This is a genomic window from Agrococcus lahaulensis DSM 17612 (assembly GCF_000425105.1).
Lineage (GTDB): Bacteria > Actinomycetota > Actinomycetes > Actinomycetales > Microbacteriaceae > Agrococcus > Agrococcus lahaulensis.
Genome location: NZ_AULD01000005.1, coordinates 230884 through 252918, shown reverse-complemented (window position 1 = coordinate 252918; position 22035 = coordinate 230884). Strand labels below are relative to the sequence as shown.

Genomic DNA, 22035 nt, shown 5'->3' with positions numbered 1-22035 from the left:
CCGGCGCGGTCGAGGGTCAGCGCAGCGCCTGCTTGATCTGCTCGCGCTCCTTCTCGAGCTTCCGCACGCGGCGGCTCACCTTGAACAGGCGCACCGAGCCGAGCAGCGCCGTGATGAGCACGCCCGCGATCGCGGCGAAGAGCATCGCGACGCCGAGCGGCAGGCTGAAGTCGAGGCCGAGGAACGCGAAGTCCGCCGGCTCGTTGTTCTGCAGGATGAAGATGAGCAGCAGCACGAGGATGACCGTGCCGAGGATGAGGGCGACCCACGTCGCGCCCGAGATGCCCTGCCGCTGGTGGCCGTCGAGGGTCGGGTCGAGCCGCACCTCCTTCGGCTCGGCGGATGCGGTGGCCCGGCCGGTCGAGGAGGCCTGCGTGCCTGCGTCGGTCGTGGTCGCGGGCACGCTGCGGGCGGGCGTCGCGGTCGGGTCCTGGTTCTCGGCCATGGCGGCTCTCCTTGCTCGCGGCTTGCGCTGGTGGGGGACACGCTAGCCAGGCGAGCCTGAGATCCGGTGTGCGCGGCCCCGCTCGTCGAGTAGCCCGCGCATCTCCCGCTCGTCGAGTAGCCCGCGCAGCGGGTGTATCGAGACGGAGGCGGCAGTCGGTCTCGATACGCCGGGCTGCGCCCGGCTACTCGACCAGCGGAGGGCGACGCGGGCGCCGCTCGGGCGGCGGAGGCACCGTCTTCGCGGCGACGATGTCGGCGATCGCGATGACCACCTCGCCGCGACGGGTCGCGACCGTGCACGTGGTGTCGCCGACGTGCACGAGCTCGCCGAGCGCATCCGTCGCCGTGTGAGTGTCGCCGTGCAGCCGGTAGCGCACGACGACGCGCGTGCGGAGCGGCAGCGCGCGCAGCTCGCCGGGCGTCATCGACACCTCACCACGATCCCGGCGCGTAGTCCTTGAGGAAGACGCCGAAGAGGTCCTCGCCCGCCTCGCCGCGCACGATCGGGTCGTAGACGCGCGCGGCGCCGTCGACGAGGTCGAGCGGGGCGTGGAAGCCCTCCTCGGCGAGCCGCACCTTCGTGAAGTGCGGCCGCTCGTCGGTGATCCAGCCGGTGTCGACCGCGGTCATGAGGATGCCGTCGCTCTCGAACATCTCGCGCGCGCTCGTGCGAGTGAGCATGTTGAGCGCGGCCTTCGCCATGTTCGTGTGCGGGTGGCCGGGGCCCTTGTAGCCGCGGCCGAAGACGCCCTCCATCGCCGAGACGTTGACGATGTAGGTGCGGCGCGCGGTCGACGCGGCGAGGGATGCGCGCAGCCGCGAGACGAGCAGGAACGGCGCCGTCATGTTGGCGAGCTGCACCTCGAGCATCTCGAGCGGCTCGACCTGGTCGACGTGCTGGGTCCACGAGTTGACGTGCGCCTCGTCGGGAAGCAGGCCGCCCGCGTCGATCGCGGTGCCGGCAGCGAGCCGCTCGAGCGACGACGAGCCCGCGGCCATCGCCTGCTGCGAGAGCTCGTCGGCGGTGACGGCGGCGCTCGCGAGGATCGGGTGACTCGCGACCGACGCGGCGAGGGCGAGCGGATGCGCGTCGTTCGTGTGCCCGAACGTCACGAGCTCGGGACGCGGGCCGTCCGGCAGCGGCGCGAGCTCCGCCTCGACGAGCGGCGCGTAGGCGCCCGCCGAGCGGCGCACCGTCTGGGCCGCGTTGTTGATCAGGATGTCGAGCGGACCGGCGGCCGCGACCTCCTCGGCGAGCCCGATGACCTGCGCCGGGTCGCGGAGGTCGATGCCGACCACCTTGAGCCTGCCGAGCCACTCGCCCGAGTCGGGCATCGCCGAGAACCGGCGCACCGCATCCCGCGGGAACCGCGTCGTGATCGTCGTGTGCGCGCCGTCGCGCAGCAGCCGCAGCGCGATGTGCATGCCGATCTTCGCGCGGCCGCCCGTGAGCAGCGCGCGCTTGCCGGTGAGGTCGGTGCGGGCGTCGCGCTTCGCGTGGCTCATCGCCGCGCAATCAGGGCAGAGCTGGTGGTAGAACGCGTCGACGACCGTGTACTGCTGCTTGCAGATGTAGCAGCCGCGGGCGCGGATGAGGGTGCCGGCGGTCGGGGATGCGCTACGGGTCTCGAGCGGGATGCCGCGCGTCTCGTCGTCGATGCGGTCGGGCGCGCCGGTGGCGGTCTTCGCGACGACCGCGCGGTCTGCGGCCTGGATGCGCGCGTGCTTCGCCTTGCGGCTCGCGAGCTTGACCTCCTTGAACATGTTCGCGGTGGCCTGCCGGACGGCGACGTAGTGGGGGTCGTCGCGGTCCATGCGGTGGAGCGTCTCGAGTACGCGGAGCGTGGTGGCGACGTCGTCGGCCGAGAGCGTCTCGACGGCGTCTGCGGGCGCGCCGGAGGGAGCCGATTGGTGGGGGAGCACAGGCCAGTCTACCGAGCGGTCACATCCGTGTGCACGGTGTTGCGGCTGGCGCCGGCCCTGTGCCGCAAGAGCGTGCACATCTCTCCGGGAGCTGTCGCGCTCGGGGCGACGGTGTGCACGGTGCTGCGACTCGCGCGCCCGCCGAGCCGCGAGAGCGTGCACATCGTTTCCGCAGATGGTTGATGCCCTCAAGCCGACGCACTTGGGGGCTCCGCCATCCACAAGTAGTGGCAATAGTGCTACCATCACCGCCGTGGGGAAGCTCGAGAAAACGACTCGATGCCATGCGCAACGCCCCGACGAACGTGCGCTTCTCGGACTTGCGAGCGGTGTGCGAGCACTACTTCGGGGAGCCGCGGCAGAGCGGCGGCTCGCATCTCGTGTTCGCGACGCCTTGGCCGGGTGACCCCCGCGTCAACATCCAGGATCGCGACGGTGCCGCGGTGCCGTACCAGGTGCGGCAAGTGCTCGCCGCCATCGAGAAGCTTGAGGAGGAGCGATGAGCAGCAGCCTGCACTACGGCTACCGCACGGTGTGGTCGGAGGAGGACGGAGCCTTCGTCGCCACCGCGGCGGAGTTCCCGTCGCTGTCATGGGTCGCGGACGAGGCGCCGGAGGCCCTGCGGGGCTTGGAGGCGCTGATCGAGTCGGTCGTCGCTGACCTGCGCGAGCGAGGGGAAGAAGTGCCGGTGCCGCTCGTCGACAGGGTGTACTCGGGGAAGCTCAGTGTGCGCATCTCGCCGTCGCTCCACAAGAAGGTGGCCATGCGGGCCGCAGAGGAGAGGGTGTCGATCAACCGGCTCATCTCGCAGGCGCTCGCCGAAGTCTGAAGCGGCCCTGCGGCGAGTGCGACAGACTCGAGGCGATGCCCCTCCTCGACCTCGCCCCCTCGCCCTGGGACCCCGACGCCGCCTTCGACGCGTTCGCCGCGTGGTCGGCCGAGCGCGGGCTGCCGCTCTACCCGGCGCAGGAGGAGGCGCTCATCGAGGTCGTGAGCGGCTCGAACGTCATCCTCTCGACCCCGACGGGCACGGGGAAGTCGCTCGTGGCGGTTGGCGCGCACTTCGCCGCCCTCGCGCAGGGCAAGCGAACCTTCTACACCGCGCCGATCAAGGCGCTCGTGAGCGAGAAGTTCTTCCAGCTCGTCGACGTCTTCGGCGCCGAGAACGTGGGCATGGTCACCGGCGATTCCTCGGTCAACGCCGACGCCCCGATCATCTGCTGCACCGCCGAGATCCTCGCGAACGTGGCCCTGCGCAACGGCGAGCAGACCGACGTCGGCCAGGTCGTGATGGACGAGTTCCACTTCTACGCCGACCCGCAGCGCGGCTGGGCGTGGCAGGTGCCGCTGCTGACCCTCCCGCAAGCGCAGTTCATCCTCATGTCGGCGACGCTCGGCGACGTCACCCGCATCGCCGACGACCTCAGCCGCCGCACCGGCCGCGAGACCGCGCAGGTCACGGGCGTCGAGCGGCCCGTGCCGCTCACCTACGAGTACGCGATGACGCCCGTGCACGAGACGATCGAAGAGCTGCTGGCGACCCAGCGCTCCCCGGTCTACATCGTCCACTTCTCGCAGGCGGCCGCCCTCGAGCGCGCGCAGGCGCTCACGTCGGCGAAGATCACTACGCGGGAGCAGCGCGACGAGATCGCTCGCGCGATCGGCGACTTCCGCTTCACGACCCGCTTCGGCCAGACGCTCTCGCGGCTCGTCCGCCAGGGCATCGGCGTGCACCACGCGGGGCTGCTGCCGAAGTACCGGCGGCTCGTCGAGCAGCTCGCGCAGCAGGGCCTGCTGCGCGTCATCTGCGGCACCGACACGCTCGGCGTCGGCATCAACGTGCCCATCCGCACGGTGCTCCTCACGGGGCTGACGAAGTTCGACGGCACCCGGATGCGTCACCTCACCGCGCGCGAGTTCCACCAGATCGCGGGTCGCGCGGGCCGCGCCGGCTACGACACCGCCGGCACCGTCGTCGCGCAGGCGCCCGAGCACGAGGCCGAGAACGCGAAGATGCTCGCGAAGGCCGGCGACGACCCGAAGCAGCGGCGCAAGCTGGTGCGGAAGAAGGCGCCCGATGGCTTCGTCTCGTGGGGCAAGCCCTCGTTCGAGAAGCTCATCGAGGCCGAGCCCGAGCCGCTGCAGCCACAGTTGCGCATCAGCCACTCGATGCTGCTCAACATCATCGGTCGCGGCGGCGACGCGTTCACCGCGGTGCGGGAGCTCATCGAGTCGTCGCACGAGCCGCGCGCGAAGCAGCTCGAGCTCAAGCGGCGCGCGCTCGCGATCTACCGCACGCTCCGGACTGCGGGCATCGTCGAGCAGCACCCCGATCCCCGCGATCCCGACGCGCCCCCGCGCGTCCGCCTCACGGTCGATCTGCAGCCGAACTTCGCGCTCAACCAGCCGCTCTCGCCGTTTGCGCTCGCCGCGATCGACCTGCTCGATGAGGCCAGCCCGACGCATCCGCTCGACGTCGTCTCGGTCATCGAGGCGACCCTCGACGACCCGCGGCCGATCCTCTCGCAGCAGCAGTTCCTCGCGCGCGGCGAGGCGGTCGCGGCGATGAAGGCGGAGGGCATCGAGTACGAGGCGCGCATGGAGCTGCTCGAGGACGTCACGCACCCCAAGCCGCTCGAGGAGCTGCTGACCGAGGCGCTCGCGATGTTCGCCGAGTCGCAGCCGTGGGTGCGCGACTTCGAGCTCTCGCCGAAGTCGGTCGTGCGCGACATGTGGGAGCGGGCGATGACCTTCGCCGACTACGTGCAGCACTACGGGCTCTCGCGCTCGGAGGGGCTCGTGCTGCGGTACCTCTCGGATGCGTTCCGGGCGATCCGGCAGACGGTGCCCGACGAGGTGAAGGGCGAGGAGCTGCTCGACCTCATCGAGTGGCTCGGCGAGCTCGTGCGCCAGGTCGACTCGAGCCTGCTCGACGAGTGGGAAGAGCTCATGCACCCCACCGCGCCGGGCGAGGCGCCGATCGCGCCCCCGCCGCCGCCCTCGGTCGTCGCGAACCCGCGGGCGTTCCGCGTGCTCGTGCGCAACGAGCTGTTCCGCCGCGTGCAGCTCGCGGCGCTCGACAAGCACGAGGAGCTGGGCGAGCTGGATGCGTCGTCCGGCTTCGACGCGGACGCCTGGGGTGAGGCGCTCGACGCCTACTACGACGAGCACGGCTCGATCGGCACGGGGGCGGGTGCGCGGAGCTCGCGGATGCTCGTCATCGAGGAGGGGCCGCAGGTGTGGGAGGCGCAGCAGATCCTCGCCGACCCGGCCGGCGACCACGACTGGCGCATCTGGGCGACGATCGACCTCGCGGCCTCGGCGGAGGAGGGTCGCGCGGTGGTGCGGGTCACGAAGGTCGGGCGGCTGTAGCCCGCGCTGGCTGAGCCGCTGCGCGCCGCAGGCGCACAGCGTGTCGAAGCCGAATCAGTGATCGAGGCTTCGACACGGTCTGCGCGCTGCGCGCGCGGACCGGCTCAGCCAGCGGGTTGGGCCTCAGCCGACGCGACTACCGTTGACCCCACGTCGGGACGAAGGAGCACGCATGCCGCTGCAGGGGGAGTACGCGCCGAGCGAGTCGGAGTGGGCGCGCAAGCAGGCCGAGACGTACGAGGCGACCGATGGCCGCGAGGCCAACACGCTGCGCGGCAAGCCGATCATCGTGCTGACGAGCGTCGGCGCGAAGAGCGGCAAGCTGCGCAAGACCGCGCTCATGCGCGTCGAGCACGAGGGGCAGTACCTCGTGGTGGCGTCCAAGGGAGGCCACCCGACGCATCCGACCTGGTACTGGAACCTCAAGCGCAACCCGCACGTCGAGCTGCAGGACGGCGCCGAGAAGCACGACTACCTCGCGCGCGAGCTCGAGCCGGGCGAGGAGCGGGATGCGTGGTGGGCGCGGGCGGTCGAGGCCTGGCCCGACTACGCGAGCTACCAGGAGAAGACCGAGCGGCTGATCCCGGTGTTCCTGCTGACCCGCATGGAGGACTGAGGTCAGAGGCGGCCGTCGAAGGGCGACGGCTCGGCGTCGGTCGTGAGGCGGAAGAGGCGCACCTCGCGGCCGGAGTCGCGCTCGTACTGGCGGTAGCCGGGCCACTGGCGCCCGATGCGCGCCCACGCAGCGTCGCGGTCAGCCTCGGGGATGCGGTCGGCGCGCACCCGGTAGGCGCGGCCGCGCACGACGACCTCGGCGTCCGGATGCGCGGCGAGGTTCGCCGTCCAGGCAGGGTGCTGCGCTCGCGCGAAGCTCGTGCCCGCGACGATCGCTCCGCCCGCGCCGTCGGGCGTGTACATGAGCTCGACGCTGCGCGGCTCGCCGCTCTTCGCGCCGGTCGAGCGCAGCACGAGCGAGGGCACGAGGACGCCCGAGACGATGAGCCGCCCGCCGGTCACGCGGCGGAGGATGCGCTCGGCGACCGGGAGCGCCTTCGGGCCGACGCGGCGGAACCAGCGCGTGCGCGAGACGGGCGCGAGGATGCGGCGCAGCGTGCGCACGAGCGAGCCGGCCATGCGGCGATCATCGCAGGTCGGCGCCTCGCGCATCGTCGCCCGACGCTCAACCGGTTCCGTGCGTCGCCGAGCCCTCGTCGTCGGTCGGCCGCGCAGCTGCCTGGTCGAGCGACTCGTCGAGCGGGCCAGGTGTCAGCCGGCGGCCTTGGCGGGGGCGAACTCGGCGGCGAGCTCGGCCGCGAGCTCGGCGACATCGGTGTAGCCGGCGAAGTCGCGGTCCGGCTGCGCCGCACGATCGGCGTCGGAGACGAGCGCCTTGACGCGCTTCACGACGGTGCGCGCGGGCGTGCTCCGCAGCTCGTGCCCGACGGCGGCGAGCCACGTCTCGGCCGCCGCCTTGAGCGCGACGTAGTTGGCGTTGCCGGCGGTCGGCCGCTCGAGCCCGGTGGTGGAGACGATCGCGATGACGCCCGCCGGGGAGCGCCCGATCGCGGGCGCGAGCGCCCGCGTGGTGTTGCGGAGCGTGCCGACGACGCGTCGCTCGAGCCACGTCCAGTCCTCGTCGGACTGGCCCGCGAGACCGCCGCCGCCCCGCCAGCCGCCCACGAGGTGCACGAGCCCGTCGAGCTCGCCGACCTCCGCGGCGAGCGACCGCACCGCCTCGAGGTCGGTGAGGTCGCACTCGAGGCGCGCCGAGGCATCCACGAGCCCTAGGCGGTCGGCGTTCGAGCCGACCGCGATGACGTGGTGCCCCGCCTCGAGCAGAGCGGATGCGGTGGCGTGCCCGAGCGCGCTCGTGGCACCGGCGATGAGGATGCGCATGCGCCCCAGTCTGCCGGGCTACGGACCCGCGTTCACCATCGCGAGCTCGACGTGCGCGGTGACCGCCGCGGCGGAGAGCGCCATGCCGAGCAGCGACACGTTGACCGAGCGGCGTGCGAGGGCCGTGAGCGCGAGCGTCGCGGCGATCGTGGCGAGCACGATGAGCGGCGCGGCGACCGCGAGCACCTCGATCACCGCGAGCACCCGCTCGGCGTAGCGCGGGTGGCACACGGCGACCGCCTCCGAGCACGCGCTCGTCGCGGTGATCGGGCCGACGTCGCGCAGCAGGAAGCCCGGCGCGTTCAGGACGACGGGCGCGAGCATGACGGGCAGCACGCCGCGGATGGCCTCGCGCTTCTGCTCCGACGGCGGGAGCGGGTTCGCGAGGCCCATGGCCCGACGCTAGCCCCGAGCCGCGGATTCCGACAGGGCCGTGTCGGCCTCGCCCCTTAGGCGGCCAGGAGCAGCGGCAGCACGAGCCCGGCGACCATCGACGCCATGATCGCGGCGACGCCGATCGCCGCCACCGGCACCGCGCGCCGCCGGCGCACGGCGAGCACGACCACGGCGACGAGCGTCGCGATCCACAGCGCGAGCGGCAGCTGCCACACCAGCAGCTCCGACCAGCCGCGCATCGTCCACCAGTCGTCGTGGCCCTGGGACGCGAACCACAGGATGCCCATGAGCACGAGCGCGGGGAACGCGGCGAGCAGCGGCAGCGAGAGCAGCACGCCGCTCCAGACGCGATCGGCGACGCCGGGAGCGGCGGTCGCGGCCTCGGGCTGCGGTGCTGCGGTCACGGCGCCAGCATAGGCGCGAGGTTCACTCCGGGGAGAAGAGATCCTCGATCGTGCAGCCGAAGACGGCAGCGAGCCGGAACGCGACGGGCAGCGAGGGGTCGAAGCGGCCCTTCTCGATCGAGATCACGGTCTGGCGCGAGACGCCCAGCTCGTCGGCGAGCCGCTGCTGCGACCAGCCGAGCTTGGCCCGGCGCTCGGGGAGCGAGTTGCGCATCAGGCGTCGGCCCGCTTCGCGAGCAGGTAGCGCACGCCGAAGTCGGCCATCACGAGGGTGCCGAAGACGATGAGCAGGATGCCCGTGTTGACCTGCAGCTGCGTGAACGAGAAGAGCGCCGCGCCGATGCCGACCGTGATGAGCACGTCGTGCATCGTGCCCTCGGCCGCCTTCGAGTACCAGCGCGCCTCCACGGAGTCCTCGGGCCGGTCGATCGCGCCCTTGAGCGACGAGCGGTCGACGAGCAGCGCCCATGGCAGCATGATGCTCACCGGCAGCGTCACGAACGCGACGATGGCGAAGCGCAGCCACTCCTCGCCGGTCTCGCCCAGCCAGGCGTAGAGCGCCCCGAGGCCGCTCGAGATGCCGAGGCCGATCGCGAGCGACACGATGACGAGCGCCGCGGTGCCGCCGCCGAAGCGGGCGCGGCCGATGCTTGACTTGGGGGCGGATGCGGTCGGTTCGGTCACGATGTCTCCTCGGTTCGAGCGCGGTCGATGTCAAGGAGACTGTACGGTCAAGTTCGCTTGACTGTCAAGTGCGCTTGACCCTCTCCGTCGATCGAGTAGGCGGCGCAGCCGCCGCATCGAGATCTCGTCTCGATACGGCCCTGCGGGCCTACTCGACGAGCGGGGAGGCGGTCGCTCAGTAGGCGAAGGAGATGTGCTCGCGGCGGTGCGCGCCCGCTTCGATCTCGTCGACGACCGCGAGCGCGAAGTCGGGGCCGGAGATCGTCGAGCCGCCGTCGGCGTCGTAGAACGCGTCGTCGCCGCCCGTGCGGTACTCGCCGCGGCGCGTCTGGTCGGGCACGAAGCTGCCGAAGGTGCCGGCGGGGGAGATGTAGGTCCAGTCGACGCCGTCCATCGCCGCGACGCGCTCGTACGCCGAGAAGAGCTCGAGCGCCTCGGGCTTGTACTCGGGGGCGAACGCGTCGGTGTTGACGATCCGCTCGCCGTCCTCGCCCTTGAGCGATCCGAACCCTCCGACGATGAGGAAGCGCGCACCCGTCTCGGCGACCCGCGCGGCCACGTCGGCGTACGCATCCGCGACCTTGCCCTCCATGTCGCCGCGCGGCGAGAGCGCGCCGACGACGACCTCGGCGCCGTCGAGCGCCTGCGCGAGCACGTCGCCGTCGAGCACCGAGCCGCGGATGACGCGCGCGCCCTCGGGCGCCTCGCTCGGCGTCGAGCGGGAGACGAGCGTGAGCTCGTGCCCGCGGCTCGCAGCCTCCTTCGCGATCCATCCGCCCGCGAACCCCGTCGCGCCGAGCACCGTGATCTTCGCCATGCCGTCCTCCTCGAGAAGCCTGTGTCCTGGAGCCAACCGGGACGCAGCCTGGCGCATTCCGCGCCCCGACTCGCGGCTTGTCACCCGACTCCCAGGAGGCTCGGATGCGACACGCGGGCCTCGTCGGAAGCACGCGCATAGCGTCGAAGCACCGCCCGAGGTCACCAGGTCTCGGGCTTCTATCGTTCGGGAGGAACCCTATGTATTTCCACCGCCAGGAGCTGCAGCACAAGGCCACGCCGGACAAGCCGGACGCGGTCTACGCGCGCAAGCTGCAGGAGGTGCTCGGCGGTCAGTACGGCGAGATCACCGTCGCGATGCAGTACTCGTTCCAGGCCTGGAACATGCACATCCCCGGCAAGTACCGGGATCTCGTCTTCGGCATCGCGGCCGAGGAGATGGGCCACGTGGAGATGCTCGCGGTCATGATCGCGCAGCTGCTCGAGAAGTCGCCGCTCGGCATCACCGACGATGCCGTGCAGTCCGACCCCACGGTCGCGGCTGTCATCGGCGGCACCGACATCCAGCACGGCATCGTCACCGGTGCGGGTGCGCGCCCGGTCGACTCGATGGGCAACCCGTGGCAGGGCAGCTACATCACCGGCAGCGGCAACCTGCTGGCCGACTTCACGGCCAACGCGAACGCCGAGATGCAGGGCCGCGTGCAGGTCGCCCGGCTCTACCACATGACCGACGACCACGGCGTGCGGGACCTGCTGCAGTTCTTGCTGGCGCGCGACACGATGCACCAGAACCAGTGGATGGCCGCGGCGGCGGAGCTGCGCGAGGAGGGCCTCGAGGAGTGGCCGGTGCCGTCGAACTTCCCGCAGCGGAAGGAGGACACCGACGTGTCGTACGAGTACATCAACTTCAGCGACGGCGCGCAGGCGAGCGAGGGCAGCTGGGCGAAGGGCCCGACGCCCGACGGCAAGGGCGAGTTCAGCTACCGCGCCGAGCCCGAGGGCGGCGTGCCGATGCCGCCGGCGACGCAGCCCGACGCGCGGTGGTACGGCACGACGGCGAAGCCGAACACGATGGAGAAGATCGCCGGCGAGGTGCAGGACAAGCTCCACATGGAGTGAGCCGCGCCGCCCTGCGACGGGTGCAGAACGACCGACGGGGTGCTGGCGAACCAGCACCCCGTCGGTGCGAGCGCATCCGTTGCAGCGGAAGAGCGGCGGCTACACCGTCTCGCCGGTGATGCCCTTCGTCGATGCGATGACGTCGCGCATCTTCTTCTCGAACGCCTCGTAGAACATCGAGAGCGGGAACTCGTCGTCCATCACGAGGTCGGTGAGCTGGCGCGGCGTGCCGTCGAGCGGCAGGTTCCCGGCCTTCCACGCGGATGCGGGGTGCGGCTCGACGACGGAGGAGACGAGCTCGTAGGCGGCGAGCCAGTGCGCGACCTTGGGCCGGTCGATCGACTTCCAGTAGAGCAGCTCGATCGCCTCGCCCAGCTTGTTGACGACGTCGGGCACCTCGTCCCAGTCGAAGGCGAGCTGCGTGTCGGTCCAGTGCAGCACGCGGTGCTGGTGCAGCCACGCGAACAGCAGCTGGCCGCCCAGGCCGTCGTAGTTGCGCACGCGCGAGCCCGTGATGGCGAAGCGGAAGATGCGGTCGAAGATGACCGCGTACTGCACGAGCTTCGCGTGCTTCGCGAGGTCGCGGTCGGCATCCGTCGCGTGCTCGTCGGCCGCGATGCGCCGCTCGATCGCGACCGCCTCGCGGAAGGCGGTGAGGTCGCAGCGCAGCTCCTCGAGCGAGTAGAGGAAGAACGGCATGCGCTGCTTGATCATGAACGGGTCGAACGGCAGGTCGCCGCGCATGTGCGTGCGGTCGTGGATGAGGTCCCACATCACGAAGGTGCGCTCGGCGAGGCCCTGGTCGGCGAGCATCTCGGCGGCGTCGGCGGGCAGCTCGAGCTTCGTGACGTCGCACGCGGCCTCGACGACGCGACGGAAGCGGGCTGCCTCGCGGTCCTGGAAGATCGCTCCCCAGGTGAACGCCGGGATCTCGCGCATCGCGACCGTCTCGGGGAAGAGCACGGCCGAGTTCGTGTCGTAGCCGGCGGTGAAGTCGATGAAGCGGAGCGGCACGAAGAGCTTGTTCGAGTAGTCGCCCGCCTCGAGCTCGGCGATGAACTCGGGCCAGATGACCTCGACGAGCACCGCCTCGACCTTGCGGTCGGGGGAGCCGTTCTGCGTGTACATCGGGAAGACGACGAGGTGCTGCAGGCCGTCGACGCGGTGCTCCTGCGGCTGGAACCGCACGAGCGCGTCGAAGAAGTCGGGCTCGCCGAAGCCCTCGGCCGCCCAGCGCTCGAAGTCGAGCGCGGCCTGCTCGAGGTAGGCGGCGTCGTGCGGGAACTCGGGGGCGATGTCGCGGATGCCCTGGGTCAGGTCGGCGACGTGGGTGCGAGCGCTCTCGTGGTGGGCCGCGTCGTCGATCGCGCCGCTCTTCGACTGGAGCGGCTGCAGCGCCGTCGCGGCGGCCTTGATGCGGAGCCAGGCGGGGTGCTGGCGGAGGTCGGCGGCGGTGGCCTGGGTCATCGTCATGGGAGCCTCCCTGGCGGTCGGAGCGGGCAGCGGATAGGCCGGAACCGGCCATCGGACGCACTCTCGGTGCGCGTTTCCAGCGTATGGGCGGCTCAGCGCACGTATCTTGCGTTCCGGCCGCCCTTTCCTGCCCGTTCGGGTCGGCACGGCGGAGCCTGCGGTCTCGCGCAACGCTCTTGCGCGAGGCGCTGAGCATCGCCTCAGGAGGCCGCCAGTTCGGCTCGGCGGGCGCCGCGCGTTCGGCAGGCTGGAGGCCGGTCGTCGAAGATGAGGGAGAGATCGCCATGGAGGGGGCTCCCGGGCAGCAGTGCGCCGTGGCGCGCATCGGCGCGCAGCTCGCAGCGGTGGTGGTGCTCCACTTCGGCGCCGCCGTCGTGATCGAGCGCTTCGGCGCGGCGCGGCTCAGCCGACTGCTCGGCGTGCCGCTGCCGCACGGCGGCGGGCTCGGCGCGACGATCGCCGGCTGGGCCGCCGCCTCATCGGGGCCGATCGCGCTCTGGGCGCTGCTCATCCTCGCGCGCGCCGTCGTGCTGCGGCGCGGCGACTCGCCCTTCTGGTTCATCGGCACGGCGATGCTCGTCGCCGGCATCACGTTCACCATCGCGATCGCGCACGGGGTGGTCGACGACGGGCTCGACGTGCGCTCGGTCGCGGCGGCGATCGCCGGATGGCTCCTGCCGGGATGCGCCGCGCTCGTCGCTGGCGCCGTGCACCTCGCACGGCGGCCGGGCGAGCGCCGCTGAGCCGCTGAGGCTCGTCCTCAGACGAGCGAGCTCGCCACCAGGAAGCCGGCCCAGCTGCCGACCGCGGCGGCGATCGGCGCGAAGATCGCCCAGCGCTGCTTCGTCGCGGCGGCAGCTGCGCCGATGCCGTTGCCGATGAGCGTGCACGAGAGCAGCGACACCCAGTAGACCAGCCGCGCCGGCCCCTCGTCGGCGCCCGACGCCTGCGCGGCCTCCACGAGCGACCCGTCGCCGATGGGCGCGAGCAGCAGCAGCCCGAGGATGTTCGCGAACACGAGCACCCACGCCGCGAGCCGCCAGCGGTCGGCCGGCGTCCACTCGCGCTGCGGCTCGAGCTCCTCGTCGTCCCACTCGATGCTCACGACTGCGTCACCTCCGGCGTGACGCGACCCGACGCATCCGCCATCAGAAGATCATCGGCCGGTCGTCGTCGAGCTCGGTCTCGAGGTCGAGGTCGACCACGACCGGCACGTGGTCGCTCGGGGCGTCGCCCGAGCGCTCGTCGCGGTGGATCGCCGCGCGCGTGACGAGGTCGGCGAGCTCGGGGCTGCCGAGCACGAAGTCGATGCGCATGCCCTCATCCTTGTTCCAGCGCCCGGCCTTGTAGTCCCAGTAGGTGTAGCCGGGGGCGCGGTCGCGCACGACATCGACGAGGCCCGCCTCGAGCAGCGCGCCGAACGCCTCCCGCTCGGGCTGCGACACGTGCGTCGAGCCGTCGAACGCGCCGATGTCCCACACGTCGGTGTCGAGCGGCGCGATGTTGAAGTCGCCCATGAGCGCGAGCGGCTGCCCGCGCCACTCGTCGAGCAGGCCCGTCAGCACGCGCAGCCACTCGAGCTTGTAGCCGTAGTGCGCGTGCGTGAGCTCGCGGCCGTTCGGCACGTAGAGGCTCCAGAGCCGCACGCCCTCGACCGTCGCCGCCATCGCGCGCGCCTCGACCACCGGGTCACCGGTGTTGGCATAGCCGGGCTGGCCGGGGAAGTCGCGCTCGACCTCGGTCATCGGCAGCCGCGACGCGATCGCGACGCCGTTCCACTGGCTGTGCCCGTGCGCCTGCACCTCATAGCCCGCCGCCTCGAACGCGGCGTAGGGGAACTGCTCCGTCTTGCACTTGATCTCCTGCATCGCGAGCACGTCGACGTCGCTGCGCTCGAGCCAGTCGACGATGCGGGCCGTGCGAGCGCGCACGGAGTTCACGTTCCAGGTGGCGATGCGCATGCTCCGAGCCTAGATGGGGCGGCGGATGCGTGGGGTGCGGGCGCGCGTGTACCCCTGGTGCACACTGGATGCATGGGAACCGCGCGCGAACGCTACCTCCAGGCGCTCGATCTCTTCTCGGCCGAGGCGCGAGCCGGGGCGGATCGGCTGGGTCTGCCCTCGGCGTGCGCCGACTGGTCGATCGCCGACGTCATCCGCCACGTCTCGGGCGTGCAGGCCGAGCACGGCGGCGCCGCGCTGCTGGGTCGCCCGGCCGACGCCGACGAGCGGGCGCACCTCGAGATCATGGGTCCGGGCGGCGACTTCGAGGCCGTCGAGCGCTGGGAGGAGCTCGCGGCGCAGCTGCGCTCCGCAGCGCACGTCGCGGTCGAGGAGACCTTCGCCGACCTCGCGCTCCCGACGCTCGACATGGCGCTCCACGCGTGGGACGTGCGCTGGGCCTCCGCTCGCGTCGGCCTCGCCGGCAACCTCGAGTTCCCCATCGATCTGCTCGAGTGGATGGAGGCGTTCCGCGACAGCGCCGACGAGGCGGCCGTGCGTCGTCCCGGCGTCTTCGACGCGCCCATCGAGCCGCCGGCCGGCGCGACCCGGTCGGAGCGCCTCGTCGCGTGGGCGGGCCGCGACCCGCGCACGGGCATGCGGCCGCGCGCCGACAGCGTGCCCGTCCCGACCGACGCGTCCTGACGCATCCGCGAAGTAGCCTGGTGGGCGTGACCGCGCGCGACCGACTCATCCAGCTCATCCGCGACGAGGCCGTCTTCCACGGCGACTTCGTGCTCACGAGCGGCAAGCGCGCGAGCTACTACATCGACCTGCGCAAGCTCTCGCTCGACCACCGCGCCGCCCCGCTCATCGGCGACGTGCTGCTCGACCTCATCGCCGACATCCCGGGCGTCGCCGCGGTCGGCGGCCTCACGATGGGTGCCGACCCGCTCGCGAACGCCGTGCTGCACCGGGGGCTCGCGCGCGGGCTCGACGTGGATGCGTTCGTCGTGCGCAAGGAGCCGAAGGACCACGGCCGCGGCCGGCAGATCGAGGGGCCCGAGCTCGCCGGCAAGCGCGTCGTCGTCGTGGAGGACACGTCGACGACCGGCGGCAGCCCGCTCAAGGCGATCGAGGCGCTGCGGAAGGTCGGCGCCGAGGTCGTGGCGGTCGCGGTGATCGTCGACCGGGCGACCGGTGCGCAGGCGGTGATCGAGGCGGCGGGGGTCGAGTACCGCGCGGCGATCACCCTCGACGACCTCGGGCTCGAGCCGCAGTAGCGGCACACTCACCCGCTGGCCGAGTAGCCGCCGAAGGTGGCGTATCGAGACCGGGCGCTTCCGTCTCGATACGGCCCTGCGGGCCTACTCGACGAGCGGGGTCTCCGCCCCGCCGGCCTACTCGACGAGCGGGGGGTGGCTGGCCTACTCGACGCGGGGCGGGGCGAGCGGCGAACCGACAGCGTGCCACACTTGCTTGTCTGACATCTGCGGTGGAGGGATGCACGTGGGCGGAGTGCTCATCGGCTTCGGCATCATCGGCTTCGTCATCCTCGTCGGCTGGTTGCTCGCGCGCTTCCGGATCGTCGATCAGGAGGGTCGGCTCGTCCTCAACCGCACGAGCTTCTTCGCCGCAAGCCCCGCGCTGCTCTTCACCGTGCTCAGCGAGGCCGACGTCGGCCTCCTCTTCTCGAGCGTGCTCGCTGTCGCGCTCGTCGCGTTCGTCGCCGTCGCCCTCCTCTACGCCGTCGTCGCGCGCATCTGGTTCACCCGCGACCCGAGCCGGATCGCGCTCGCCGCGACGGCGACCGGCTACTCCAACATCAACAACATCGGGCTGCCCGTCGCGATCTACGTCATCGGCGACGCGAGCTTCGTGGGGCCCATGCTGCTGCTCCAGCTGCTGCTGCTCGCCCCCGCCCTGCTCGCGACCCTCGACATCCTGACCGCGGGCCGCGCATCCGTCTCGCGCATCCTCACCCAGCCGCTCCGCAACCCGATGCTCATCGCGTCGGCGCTCGGTGCGCTGGTCTCGGCGCTCGAGATCGAGCTGCCCGTCCCGGTGCTCGCGCCGCTCGAGATCCTCGGCGGCGCCGCGGTGCCGCTCATGCTGCTCGCGTTCGGGATCTCGCTCAGCGGTGACCGGCCGCTGCAGCCGGGCTCCGGCCGCAAGGAGGTGGCGCTCGCGGTGCTGCTGAAGTCGCTCGTCATGCCGGTCGTGGCCTTCGCGCTCGCGCGCTTCGCCTTCGGCCTCGACGAGCAGCTCGTCTACGCGTGCACCGTGATGGCGGCGCTGCCGAGCGCGCAGAACATGTACCAGTACGCGCTGCGCTACGACCGCGCGACCCTCATCACGCGCGACATCGTGCTGCTGACGACCTTCGGGTCGCTGCCGGTGATGCTGCTGATCGCCTGGCTCCTCGGGCCTGCCTAGGTCGAGGCTCCCGGCCACTCGGTGAGCGGCGGCGCCGGCCGCAGCCGGCCGGTCTCGGGCACGGGCAGCTCCCAGAAGCGGGCGTCGCCGCCGACCGCGCCGAGGTCGTCGCGCTTGACGCGCACCCGCTCGGGCGTGAGCTCGGTGACCCGCACGCGCACGTCACCGTCGTCGACCGAGAGCAGGAACGCATCCGTCAGCCACTCGATCGAGTGCTCGTCGAGCGCCTCCTCGGCGGCGAGCCAGTCGGCTGCGTCAGCGAGCGGGCGGCCGAGCAGATCCATCGGCTGGAAGTCGTCGCCGACCATCCGCACGTAGCCGACGGTCTCGCCGTCAGGCCGTCGGTGGGGCATCCAGTCGCTCGGGATCATGCCGACCACGATACGGCGGATGCGCTGGGGCACGCCGGGCGGGATGGCCTACGGTGTGCGCATGAGCGACGCCGCACCGCAGCACCCACCGCACGCGACGGCCGGGCGGCCGCCGCAGCAGTACGCGCCGCCGCCCGCGCGCCGCGGCGGCCGGACGTTCGCGATCCTGGCGCTCGTCGTCGCCGGCCTCGAGGTGCTTACCGGGCCGCTCATGGTGCTCGTGCTCAGCGGAGCGATCCGCGCTGACCTCGACCCCTCGGGCATCGGCCTGCTGAGCGGCGGCGTCGGCGCGCTCAGCGCGGTGCTCGGCGCCGTCGCCGCCGCGCTCGCGATCGTCTCGATCCTCCGCCGCGAGCCGGCGCGCGTGCTCGCCGGCATCGCGCTCGGCATCGCGATCTCGGCGCTCGCGTCGCTGATCGCGTCGGCCCTGCAGGTCGTGCTCTTCTCGTTCTGAGCCGCAGGCGCGGCGGGGCTCACGGGCGTCGCGGCCGCTACTGCGAGAGCTCGCGGTCCAGGCGGTCGAGCAGCGCTTCGAGCGAGATTTCGAACTCCTCGTCGCTGCGGTCCTCGCTCAGCAGGGGCCGCAGACGAAGGACCTCCGGCGCGTCGTCGAGCGTGAGCTCGCCGTCAGCGTGCGGGATGGTCGCGTCGCCCTCGTCGAGCGGCTCCTCGACCGGACCGGTGTCGGCTCCCCGCACCGACGACTCCAGCAGCAGCTGCCCGAGCAGGAAGCTGCTGAAGAGGCGGTAGGTCGTGACGGCCTGCTGATCGCTGAAACCCTGCTGCACAAGGGTGCTGAGCAGGGTCTCGACGACCTCGACGCTGCGCAGCGGCGGGCGCAGCCACGGTGCCGCCGGGTGCCGGGTCGCGACGAGCGGGAAGGCCTTCGGGTGCTCGATCGCGATCCGCCTCACCCGATGGGCGAACATCTGGAGGAAGCCTTGCCAGTGCTCGGCGAGCTCCTCGTCGAGCTCTGCCGTCAGGTCGCCCATGAGCCGGTTCACGACGCCCTCGAGCAGATCCTCCTTGCCGTGCACGTAGCGATACAGCGCCATCGCCTCCACGCCGAGGTCTTGCGCTAGCGATCGCATGGTGAGGCCGTGCGGCCCTGATCGGTCGATGTGCGCGAGGGCGGCGTCGATGACCAGCTCTTGGCTCAGTCGCCGGGTGGGCGCGGCGGACGCCGGCTTGCTGGTCGATCGCTTCGTCATCCGTCTTCCCTCTCGGTGCGGTGGCCCGCGCTCGCGCCCAACGCTACTGTGGTTTACGTTGTAAACCGACGGCTCACGACGACACCGTCACCCATCGATCCACGACCCGACCACGCTTGCGAGGAGCAGCCGTGCAGCGCACGAAGGAGACCGACGGCCTCATGACGCACCTGTCCGCCGCGATCTCGACGCGCGCGGACCGGGCGAGGCTGCGAGGCGCACGCCGCCAGGCGCCCGTGACGACCGAGTTCGAGATCCGCATCCTCCGCGAGGGCGACCGGAAGGTGCTCCACGCCGGTGCGGTCTCGTCGCTCGTCTCCACCGCCTTCCTCGAGGCGCTGTTCATGACGACGAGCGACGCGACGCTGCAGCGCCTCGTGCCGAGGAACCCGCGCGCGCCGCTGTGGGTCATCGCGCGCGGCGTGCACCGCGACTTCGACGAGGCGGCGCTCGCGAGCTTCGCCAGCCGCATGGGAAGACCGGATCTCGCGGCGGCGCTCGGAGAGCCCATCGCCGACGGCACGGTCACGGTCGAGGAGCGCTGGGTCGCGATCGGCGGCGGTGCGCCGCCGCTGCTCGAGCCGAGGCTGCGCTGCGGCGACGCGTTCGTCGGGCCCGAGCCGGCGGGCGACCCCGACGATGACGGCACGGCTGGAGCCCGCCGCGACTGAGCTGAGCGCAGGAGCTCGGTGCGGCCCGCACCGCTGGCTCGAGCCGGGAGCGCGCCGCCGGGTGTGTGCTCGCGGAATCGTCAAGCCGACGCAGCCGTTGCATCAGTCGTTGCGGTTCGGACGAGCGCGCGAGAGGGTGGCGGTGCGAGAGCAGGAGGAGTGGCGAGCGGCCGTCGTGGTCATCGGCGCGGGCCAGGCCGGGCTCTCGGCCGGCTACCACCTGCAGCAGCGCGGCTTCGCGAGCGCGCTCGACGAGCCCGAGGCCGAGCGCACCTTCGTCATGCTCGACGCGGATGCGGCACCCGGCGGCGCGTGGCAGCACCGGTGGGAGTCGCTGCGGATGTCGACGGTCAACGGGATCTTCGACCTGCCGGGCTTCCCGCAGCCGCCGATCGACCCGGCCGAGCCGAGCCGCACCGCCGTGCCCCGCTACTTCGCCGCCTTCGAGCGCGAGATGGCGCTGCCGATCCTGCGGCCCGTCGCCGTGCACGCGGTCGAGTGCGCCGACGACGATCCCGAGGGCGAGCTGCTGGTCGAGTCGAGCGGGGGCCGCTGGCGCACGCGGGCCATCATCAACGCGACCGGCACGTGGAACAACCCGGTGCTGCCGCACTACCCGGGCGCCGAGCGGTTCCTCGGTCGCCAGCTGCACACGCGCGACTACACGTCGGCCGACGAGTTCGCCGGGCAGCGCGTGGCCGTCGTCGGGGGCGGCATCTCCGCCGTGCAGCTGCTCGAGGAGCTCTCGCGCGTCGCCGACACCCGCTGGTACACGCGTCGCGAGCCGGTCTTCCTCGAGGGCGACTTCGAGCCCGAGATCACGGGCCGCAAGGTGATCGAGCAGGTGACGGCCGATGCCGAGGCGGGCCGGCCCACCGGCAGCGTCGTCTCCTACACCGGCCTCATCTGGACGCCGTACGCCCGCGCGGCGAAGGTGCGCGGCGCGCTCGAGCGGCGGCCGATGTTCGTCTCGATCGAGCCGCACGGGGTGCGTGAGGCAGACGGCACCCTCACGACCGTCGACGCGATCCTCTGGGCGACGGGCTTCAAGGCCGACCTCGCGCACCTCGAGCCGCTGGCGCTTCGCAACGAGCTCGGCGCCGTGCAGGTGCGCGGCACCCGCGTCGTCGAGGAGCCGCGCGTGCACCTCATCGGCTTCGGCCCGAGCCAGTCGACGGTCGGTGCCAACCGCGCCGGCCGCGCGGCGGCGCGCGAGCTCGACCGGTTGCTCTCGCGCGCGGGTGATCGGGCGCTGGCCGCTCCGGGCGAGCGGCGTAGCGTGGAGGCGTGAGCCTCGCCGATCGCCTCTTGAAGCCGCCGCCGCGCATCGTCGCCGGCGAGCCGGGCACGGGCTGGCTCGGGCTGCTGACCTCCTGGGCGGCCGTCGGCTACGGCGCGGCGGCGGCGGCGAAGGCCGGCGGGCTGCTCATCTCGTTCGACGACGGCGCGTGCGGCATCCACTCCGCCACGGTCTGCCAGGTGGTCGGCTGGGGCGGCCTGCTCATGGGCGTCGTCGTGCTCGGCGTCGCGGCGCTGCTCTCCATCGTCGTCGCGCGCGGCTTCGGCCCGCCGACCACGTGGTGGGTGCTGCCGGTCATGCTCGGCGCGCTCGCGCTCGCGCCGTTCCAGGCCGCGCCGGGCGCGAGCATCCCGTGGGTGTGGCTGCTCGTCTCGGCGGCGGCCGCTGTCGCGGCGCTCGCGCTCGCGAGCATGGTCGTGCGGCGGGGGAGGGCGGCGCTGTTCGGCTGGATCCGGCTCGACGGGCTCGACGCGCGCGAGGTGCCGCACCGGCCGCTCGACCAGCTCGTCGCGCCCGCCGCCGTCGCCGTCGCGACCGGCGGGGGCTTCTTCGCGGCCAACGTCGTGCGCCTGCTCTCAGAGGCTTGAGGGCCCGACGGCCTCACCGCATCCGTCGTGCCGTCGACCCGTCAGACGTCGACGTGCGGCTCGTCGAGCTCTGACTCGACGGGGGCGCGCTCGACGAGCTCGTGCACGCCCGCGAGCATCTCGTCGGGCCGGAACGGGTAGGTCTCGACGAGCGCGGCGTTCGAGATGCCGGTCATGACGAGCACGGTGTGGAGGCCCGCCTCCATGCCGGCGACGATGTCGGTGTCCATGCGGTCGCCGATCATGCCGGTGACTTCGGAGTGCGCGCCGATCTTGTTGAGCGCCGAGCGGAACATCATCGGATTGGGCTTGCCGACGATGTAGGGCACGCGACCGGTCGCTTTCGTGATGAGCGCGTTGATCGCGCCGGTCGCGGGCAGGATGCCGGCCTCGCTCGGGCCCGTCGCGTCGGGGTTCGTCGAGATGAAGCGGGCGCCGTCGGCGATGAGCCGGATCGCCTTCGTGATCGCCTCGAACGAGTAGGAGCGGGTCTCGCCCACGACGACGAAGTCGGGATCGGTGTCGGTCATGGTGAAGCCCGCGTCGTGCAGCGCGGTGATGAGGCCCGCCTCGCCGATCACGTAGGCCGAGCCGCCCGGCATCTGGTCGTGCAAGAAATCGGCGGTCGCGAGCGCGCTCGTCCAGATGCGCTCCTCAGGCACGACGAGGCCGGATGCGCGCAGGCGCGCTGAGAGGTCGCGGGGCGTGAAGATCGAGTTGTTCGTGAGCACGAGGAACTCGACGCCCTGCGACTGCCACTGCTCGAGCAGCTCTTGCGCGCCCGGGAGCGGGTGCTCCTCCTTGACGAGCACGCCGTCCATGTCGGTGAGCCAGCACTCGATGTCTGCCCTGGTGCGCATGCAAACAGCGTATGGGCAAGTCTGTTGCGATGTCTGATGCTTCGATTTTGAAGCGACTTTGGAGGATGCTGAGGTTTCGTCAAGCGAAACTCAGCCGCCATTGCGGCTTTGGAACCGGTTACTTGAGTTCGACTCAATACGTTGGAGACATCCCACCGGAGGGCA

General features: G+C 71.9%; 29 protein-coding genes. 13 read left to right on the top strand and 16 right to left on the bottom strand.

The window, feature by feature from the left end:
• Positions 1 to 16: 16 nt before the first annotated feature.
• The 3 genes from H508_RS13890 to H508_RS0101660 form a co-directional block, all read right to left on the bottom strand.
• Positions 17 to 445 (bottom strand): LapA family protein, encoded by a 429-nt coding sequence (locus tag H508_RS13890; RefSeq protein ID WP_084154918.1) that lies wholly within the window; start codon positions 443 to 445, stop codon positions 17 to 19.
• Between the two features lie 184 nt (positions 446 to 629).
• A complete protein-coding gene (locus tag H508_RS0101665) occupies positions 630 to 872 on the bottom strand; it encodes a putative acetyltransferase (RefSeq protein WP_026372777.1) in 243 nt (80 codons plus the stop codon).
• Between the two features lie 7 nt (positions 873 to 879).
• Entirely contained in the window at positions 880 to 2370 is a 1491-nt protein-coding gene (locus tag H508_RS0101660) for an SDR family NAD(P)-dependent oxidoreductase (RefSeq protein ID WP_026372776.1), read from the bottom strand.
• A 284-nt stretch (positions 2371 to 2654) separates the two neighbouring features.
• Between H508_RS0101660 and H508_RS0101655 the strand changes: the two genes are divergently transcribed.
• The 4 genes from H508_RS0101655 (at position 2655) to H508_RS0101640 (ending at position 6358) form a co-directional block, all read left to right on the top strand.
• Positions 2655 to 2873, top strand: coding sequence for a toxin HicA (locus H508_RS0101655; protein ID WP_021010331.1), 219 nt, complete (start codon positions 2655 to 2657; stop codon positions 2871 to 2873).
• A complete protein-coding gene (locus H508_RS0101650; RefSeq protein ID WP_021010332.1) occupies positions 2870 to 3199 on the top strand; it encodes a type II toxin-antitoxin system HicB family antitoxin in 330 nt (109 codons plus the stop codon). Before H508_RS0101655 ends, H508_RS0101650 begins: the two co-directional genes overlap by 4 nt.
• A gap of 35 nt (positions 3200 to 3234) precedes the next feature.
• Positions 3235 to 5742, top strand: coding sequence for a DEAD/DEAH box helicase (locus H508_RS0101645; protein ID WP_026372775.1), 2508 nt, complete (start codon positions 3235 to 3237; stop codon positions 5740 to 5742).
• Between the two features lie 172 nt (positions 5743 to 5914).
• Positions 5915 to 6358 (top strand): nitroreductase family deazaflavin-dependent oxidoreductase, encoded by a 444-nt coding sequence (locus tag H508_RS0101640; protein WP_026372774.1) that lies wholly within the window; start codon positions 5915 to 5917, stop codon positions 6356 to 6358.
• Positions 6359 to 6360: 2 nt separating this feature from the next.
• Here H508_RS0101640 and H508_RS13885 read toward each other — a convergent pair whose 3' ends face one another.
• From H508_RS13885 to H508_RS0101605, 7 genes are all read right to left on the bottom strand, one after another.
• Positions 6361 to 6876 carry a nitroreductase family deazaflavin-dependent oxidoreductase gene (locus tag H508_RS13885; RefSeq protein ID WP_051222495.1) on the bottom strand — a complete coding sequence of 172 codons (516 nt, stop codon included), beginning with the start codon at positions 6874 to 6876 and terminating at the stop codon, positions 6361 to 6363.
• 132 nt (positions 6877 to 7008) lie between these two features.
• Positions 7009 to 7638 (bottom strand): SDR family NAD(P)-dependent oxidoreductase, encoded by a 630-nt coding sequence (locus H508_RS0101630; RefSeq protein WP_035253609.1) that lies wholly within the window; start codon positions 7636 to 7638, stop codon positions 7009 to 7011.
• An 18-nt stretch (positions 7639 to 7656) separates the two neighbouring features.
• Positions 7657 to 8031 carry a hypothetical protein gene (locus tag H508_RS0101625; RefSeq protein WP_026372772.1) on the bottom strand — a complete coding sequence of 125 codons (375 nt, stop codon included), beginning with the start codon at positions 8029 to 8031 and terminating at the stop codon, positions 7657 to 7659.
• 56 nt (positions 8032 to 8087) lie between these two features.
• Complete coding sequence (locus H508_RS0101620) at positions 8088 to 8438, bottom strand: hypothetical protein (RefSeq protein ID WP_026372771.1); 351 nt, start codon at positions 8436 to 8438, stop codon at positions 8088 to 8090.
• Between the two features lie 22 nt (positions 8439 to 8460).
• Complete coding sequence (locus tag H508_RS0101615) at positions 8461 to 8652, bottom strand: helix-turn-helix transcriptional regulator (protein ID WP_026372770.1); 192 nt, start codon at positions 8650 to 8652, stop codon at positions 8461 to 8463.
• A complete protein-coding gene (locus H508_RS13880) occupies positions 8652 to 9122 on the bottom strand; it encodes a hypothetical protein (protein ID WP_035253607.1) in 471 nt (156 codons plus the stop codon). Before H508_RS13880 ends, H508_RS0101615 begins: the two co-directional genes overlap by 1 nt.
• A gap of 175 nt (positions 9123 to 9297) precedes the next feature.
• Positions 9298 to 9939 (bottom strand): NAD(P)-dependent oxidoreductase, encoded by a 642-nt coding sequence (locus H508_RS0101605; protein ID WP_026372769.1) that lies wholly within the window; start codon positions 9937 to 9939, stop codon positions 9298 to 9300.
• 200 nt (positions 9940 to 10139) lie between these two features.
• Between H508_RS0101605 and H508_RS0101600 the strand changes: the two genes are divergently transcribed.
• Complete coding sequence (locus tag H508_RS0101600; RefSeq protein WP_026372768.1) at positions 10140 to 11021, top strand: manganese catalase; 882 nt, start codon at positions 10140 to 10142, stop codon at positions 11019 to 11021.
• A 99-nt stretch (positions 11022 to 11120) separates the two neighbouring features.
• On the opposite strand, the gene H508_RS0101595 is transcribed toward H508_RS0101600, so the two are convergent.
• Positions 11121 to 12494, bottom strand: coding sequence for a DUF6421 family protein (locus tag H508_RS0101595; protein WP_051222493.1), 1374 nt, complete (start codon positions 12492 to 12494; stop codon positions 11121 to 11123).
• 314 nt (positions 12495 to 12808) lie between these two features.
• Here H508_RS0101595 and H508_RS0101590 point away from each other — a divergent pair, with 314 nt between their 5' ends.
• A complete protein-coding gene (locus H508_RS0101590) occupies positions 12809 to 13237 on the top strand; it encodes a hypothetical protein (RefSeq protein WP_026372766.1) in 429 nt (142 codons plus the stop codon).
• A gap of 17 nt (positions 13238 to 13254) precedes the next feature.
• Here H508_RS0101590 and H508_RS0101585 read toward each other — a convergent pair whose 3' ends face one another.
• Both H508_RS0101585 and H508_RS0101580 read right to left on the bottom strand, forming a co-directional pair.
• Positions 13255 to 13599, bottom strand: a complete 345-nt coding sequence (locus tag H508_RS0101585) for a hypothetical protein (protein WP_026372765.1) — start codon at positions 13597 to 13599, stop codon at positions 13255 to 13257.
• 43 nt (positions 13600 to 13642) lie between these two features.
• Positions 13643 to 14455, bottom strand: a complete 813-nt coding sequence (locus H508_RS0101580; RefSeq protein ID WP_026372764.1) for an exodeoxyribonuclease III — start codon at positions 14453 to 14455, stop codon at positions 13643 to 13645.
• Between the two features lie 72 nt (positions 14456 to 14527).
• Between H508_RS0101580 and H508_RS17755 the strand changes: the two genes are divergently transcribed.
• The 3 genes from H508_RS17755 to H508_RS0101565 all read left to right on the top strand — a co-directional run bounded on the left by H508_RS17755 (position 14528) and on the right by H508_RS0101565 (position 16870).
• Positions 14528 to 15139, top strand: coding sequence for a DinB family protein (locus H508_RS17755; protein ID WP_026372763.1), 612 nt, complete (start codon positions 14528 to 14530; stop codon positions 15137 to 15139).
• A gap of 20 nt (positions 15140 to 15159) precedes the next feature.
• Positions 15160 to 15717 carry an orotate phosphoribosyltransferase gene (gene pyrE / locus H508_RS17750; protein WP_026372762.1) on the top strand — a complete coding sequence of 186 codons (558 nt, stop codon included), beginning with the start codon at positions 15160 to 15162 and terminating at the stop codon, positions 15715 to 15717.
• A 220-nt stretch (positions 15718 to 15937) separates the two neighbouring features.
• Entirely contained in the window at positions 15938 to 16870 is a 933-nt protein-coding gene (locus H508_RS0101565; protein WP_245569420.1) for an AEC family transporter, read from the top strand.
• On the opposite strand, the gene H508_RS13875 is transcribed toward H508_RS0101565, so the two are convergent.
• Positions 16867 to 17241 carry a hypothetical protein gene (locus H508_RS13875; RefSeq protein ID WP_084154914.1) on the bottom strand — a complete coding sequence of 125 codons (375 nt, stop codon included), beginning with the start codon at positions 17239 to 17241 and terminating at the stop codon, positions 16867 to 16869. The two genes, H508_RS0101565 and H508_RS13875, sit on opposite strands and share 4 nt — an antisense overlap.
• Positions 17242 to 17302: 61 nt before the next feature.
• Here H508_RS13875 and H508_RS0101555 point away from each other — a divergent pair, with 61 nt between their 5' ends.
• Entirely contained in the window at positions 17303 to 17695 is a 393-nt protein-coding gene (locus tag H508_RS0101555; RefSeq protein ID WP_156905951.1) for a hypothetical protein, read from the top strand.
• 37 nt (positions 17696 to 17732) lie between these two features.
• Here the strand turns inward: H508_RS0101555 and H508_RS0101550 are convergent, their stop codons facing one another.
• Positions 17733 to 18452: a TetR/AcrR family transcriptional regulator C-terminal domain-containing protein gene (locus tag H508_RS0101550; protein WP_026372759.1), complete on the bottom strand. Its 720-nt coding sequence runs from the start codon at positions 18450 to 18452 to the stop codon at positions 17733 to 17735.
• Between the two features lie 131 nt (positions 18453 to 18583).
• On the opposite strand from H508_RS0101550, the gene H508_RS0101545 reads away from it, so the two are divergent.
• The 3 genes from H508_RS0101545 (at position 18584) to H508_RS0101535 (ending at position 21010) form a co-directional block, all read left to right on the top strand.
• Entirely contained in the window at positions 18584 to 19123 is a 540-nt protein-coding gene (locus tag H508_RS0101545) for a hypothetical protein (RefSeq protein ID WP_026372758.1), read from the top strand.
• 142 nt (positions 19124 to 19265) lie between these two features.
• Complete coding sequence (locus tag H508_RS13870) at positions 19266 to 20414, top strand: NAD(P)-binding domain-containing protein (protein ID WP_245569419.1); 1149 nt, start codon at positions 19266 to 19268, stop codon at positions 20412 to 20414.
• Positions 20411 to 21010: a hypothetical protein gene (locus tag H508_RS0101535; protein WP_026372757.1), complete on the top strand. Its 600-nt coding sequence runs from the start codon at positions 20411 to 20413 to the stop codon at positions 21008 to 21010. The genes H508_RS13870 and H508_RS0101535 overlap by 4 nt, the downstream gene beginning before the upstream one ends.
• A gap of 41 nt (positions 21011 to 21051) precedes the next feature.
• Here H508_RS0101535 and H508_RS0101530 read toward each other — a convergent pair whose 3' ends face one another.
• Positions 21052 to 21870, bottom strand: a complete 819-nt coding sequence (locus H508_RS0101530; protein WP_026372756.1) for an HAD-IIA family hydrolase — start codon at positions 21868 to 21870, stop codon at positions 21052 to 21054.
• Positions 21871 to 22035 lie beyond the last annotated feature (165 nt).

Coding starts and splice junctions, on each gene's coding strand:
- H508_RS13890 (WP_084154918.1), bottom strand. CDS start 445: ATGGCCGAGAACCAGGACCCGACCGCGACGCCCGCCCGCAGCGTGCCC.
- H508_RS0101665 (WP_026372777.1), bottom strand. CDS start 872: ATGACGCCCGGCGAGCTGCGCGCGCTGCCGCTCCGCACGCGCGTCGTC.
- H508_RS0101655 (WP_021010331.1), top strand. CDS start 2,655: ATGCGCAACGCCCCGACGAACGTGCGCTTCTCGGACTTGCGAGCGGTG.
- H508_RS0101650 (WP_021010332.1), top strand. CDS start 2,870: ATGAGCAGCAGCCTGCACTACGGCTACCGCACGGTGTGGTCGGAGGAG.
- H508_RS0101645 (WP_026372775.1), top strand. CDS start 3,235: ATGCCCCTCCTCGACCTCGCCCCCTCGCCCTGGGACCCCGACGCCGCC.
- H508_RS0101640 (WP_026372774.1), top strand. CDS start 5,915: ATGCCGCTGCAGGGGGAGTACGCGCCGAGCGAGTCGGAGTGGGCGCGC.
- H508_RS13885 (WP_051222495.1), bottom strand. CDS start 6,876: ATGGCCGGCTCGCTCGTGCGCACGCTGCGCCGCATCCTCGCGCCCGTC.
- H508_RS0101630 (WP_035253609.1), bottom strand. CDS start 7,638: ATGCGCATCCTCATCGCCGGTGCCACGAGCGCGCTCGGGCACGCCACC.
- H508_RS0101625 (WP_026372772.1), bottom strand. CDS start 8,031: ATGGGCCTCGCGAACCCGCTCCCGCCGTCGGAGCAGAAGCGCGAGGCC.
- H508_RS0101615 (WP_026372770.1), bottom strand. CDS start 8,652: ATGCGCAACTCGCTCCCCGAGCGCCGGGCCAAGCTCGGCTGGTCGCAG.
- H508_RS0101605 (WP_026372769.1), bottom strand. CDS start 9,939: ATGGCGAAGATCACGGTGCTCGGCGCGACGGGGTTCGCGGGCGGATGG.
- H508_RS0101600 (WP_026372768.1), top strand. CDS start 10,140: ATGTATTTCCACCGCCAGGAGCTGCAGCACAAGGCCACGCCGGACAAG.
- H508_RS0101595 (WP_051222493.1), bottom strand. CDS start 12,494: ATGACGATGACCCAGGCCACCGCCGCCGACCTCCGCCAGCACCCCGCC.
- H508_RS0101580 (WP_026372764.1), bottom strand. CDS start 14,455: ATGCGCATCGCCACCTGGAACGTGAACTCCGTGCGCGCTCGCACGGCC.
- H508_RS17755 (WP_026372763.1), top strand. CDS start 14,528: ATGGGAACCGCGCGCGAACGCTACCTCCAGGCGCTCGATCTCTTCTCG.
- H508_RS0101565 (WP_245569420.1), top strand. CDS start 15,938: ATGCACGTGGGCGGAGTGCTCATCGGCTTCGGCATCATCGGCTTCGTC.
- H508_RS13875 (WP_084154914.1), bottom strand. CDS start 17,241: ATGATCCCGAGCGACTGGATGCCCCACCGACGGCCTGACGGCGAGACC.
- H508_RS0101555 (WP_156905951.1), top strand. CDS start 17,303: ATGAGCGACGCCGCACCGCAGCACCCACCGCACGCGACGGCCGGGCGG.
- H508_RS0101550 (WP_026372759.1), bottom strand. CDS start 18,452: ATGACGAAGCGATCGACCAGCAAGCCGGCGTCCGCCGCGCCCACCCGG.
- H508_RS0101530 (WP_026372756.1), bottom strand. CDS start 21,870: ATGCGCACCAGGGCAGACATCGAGTGCTGGCTCACCGACATGGACGGC.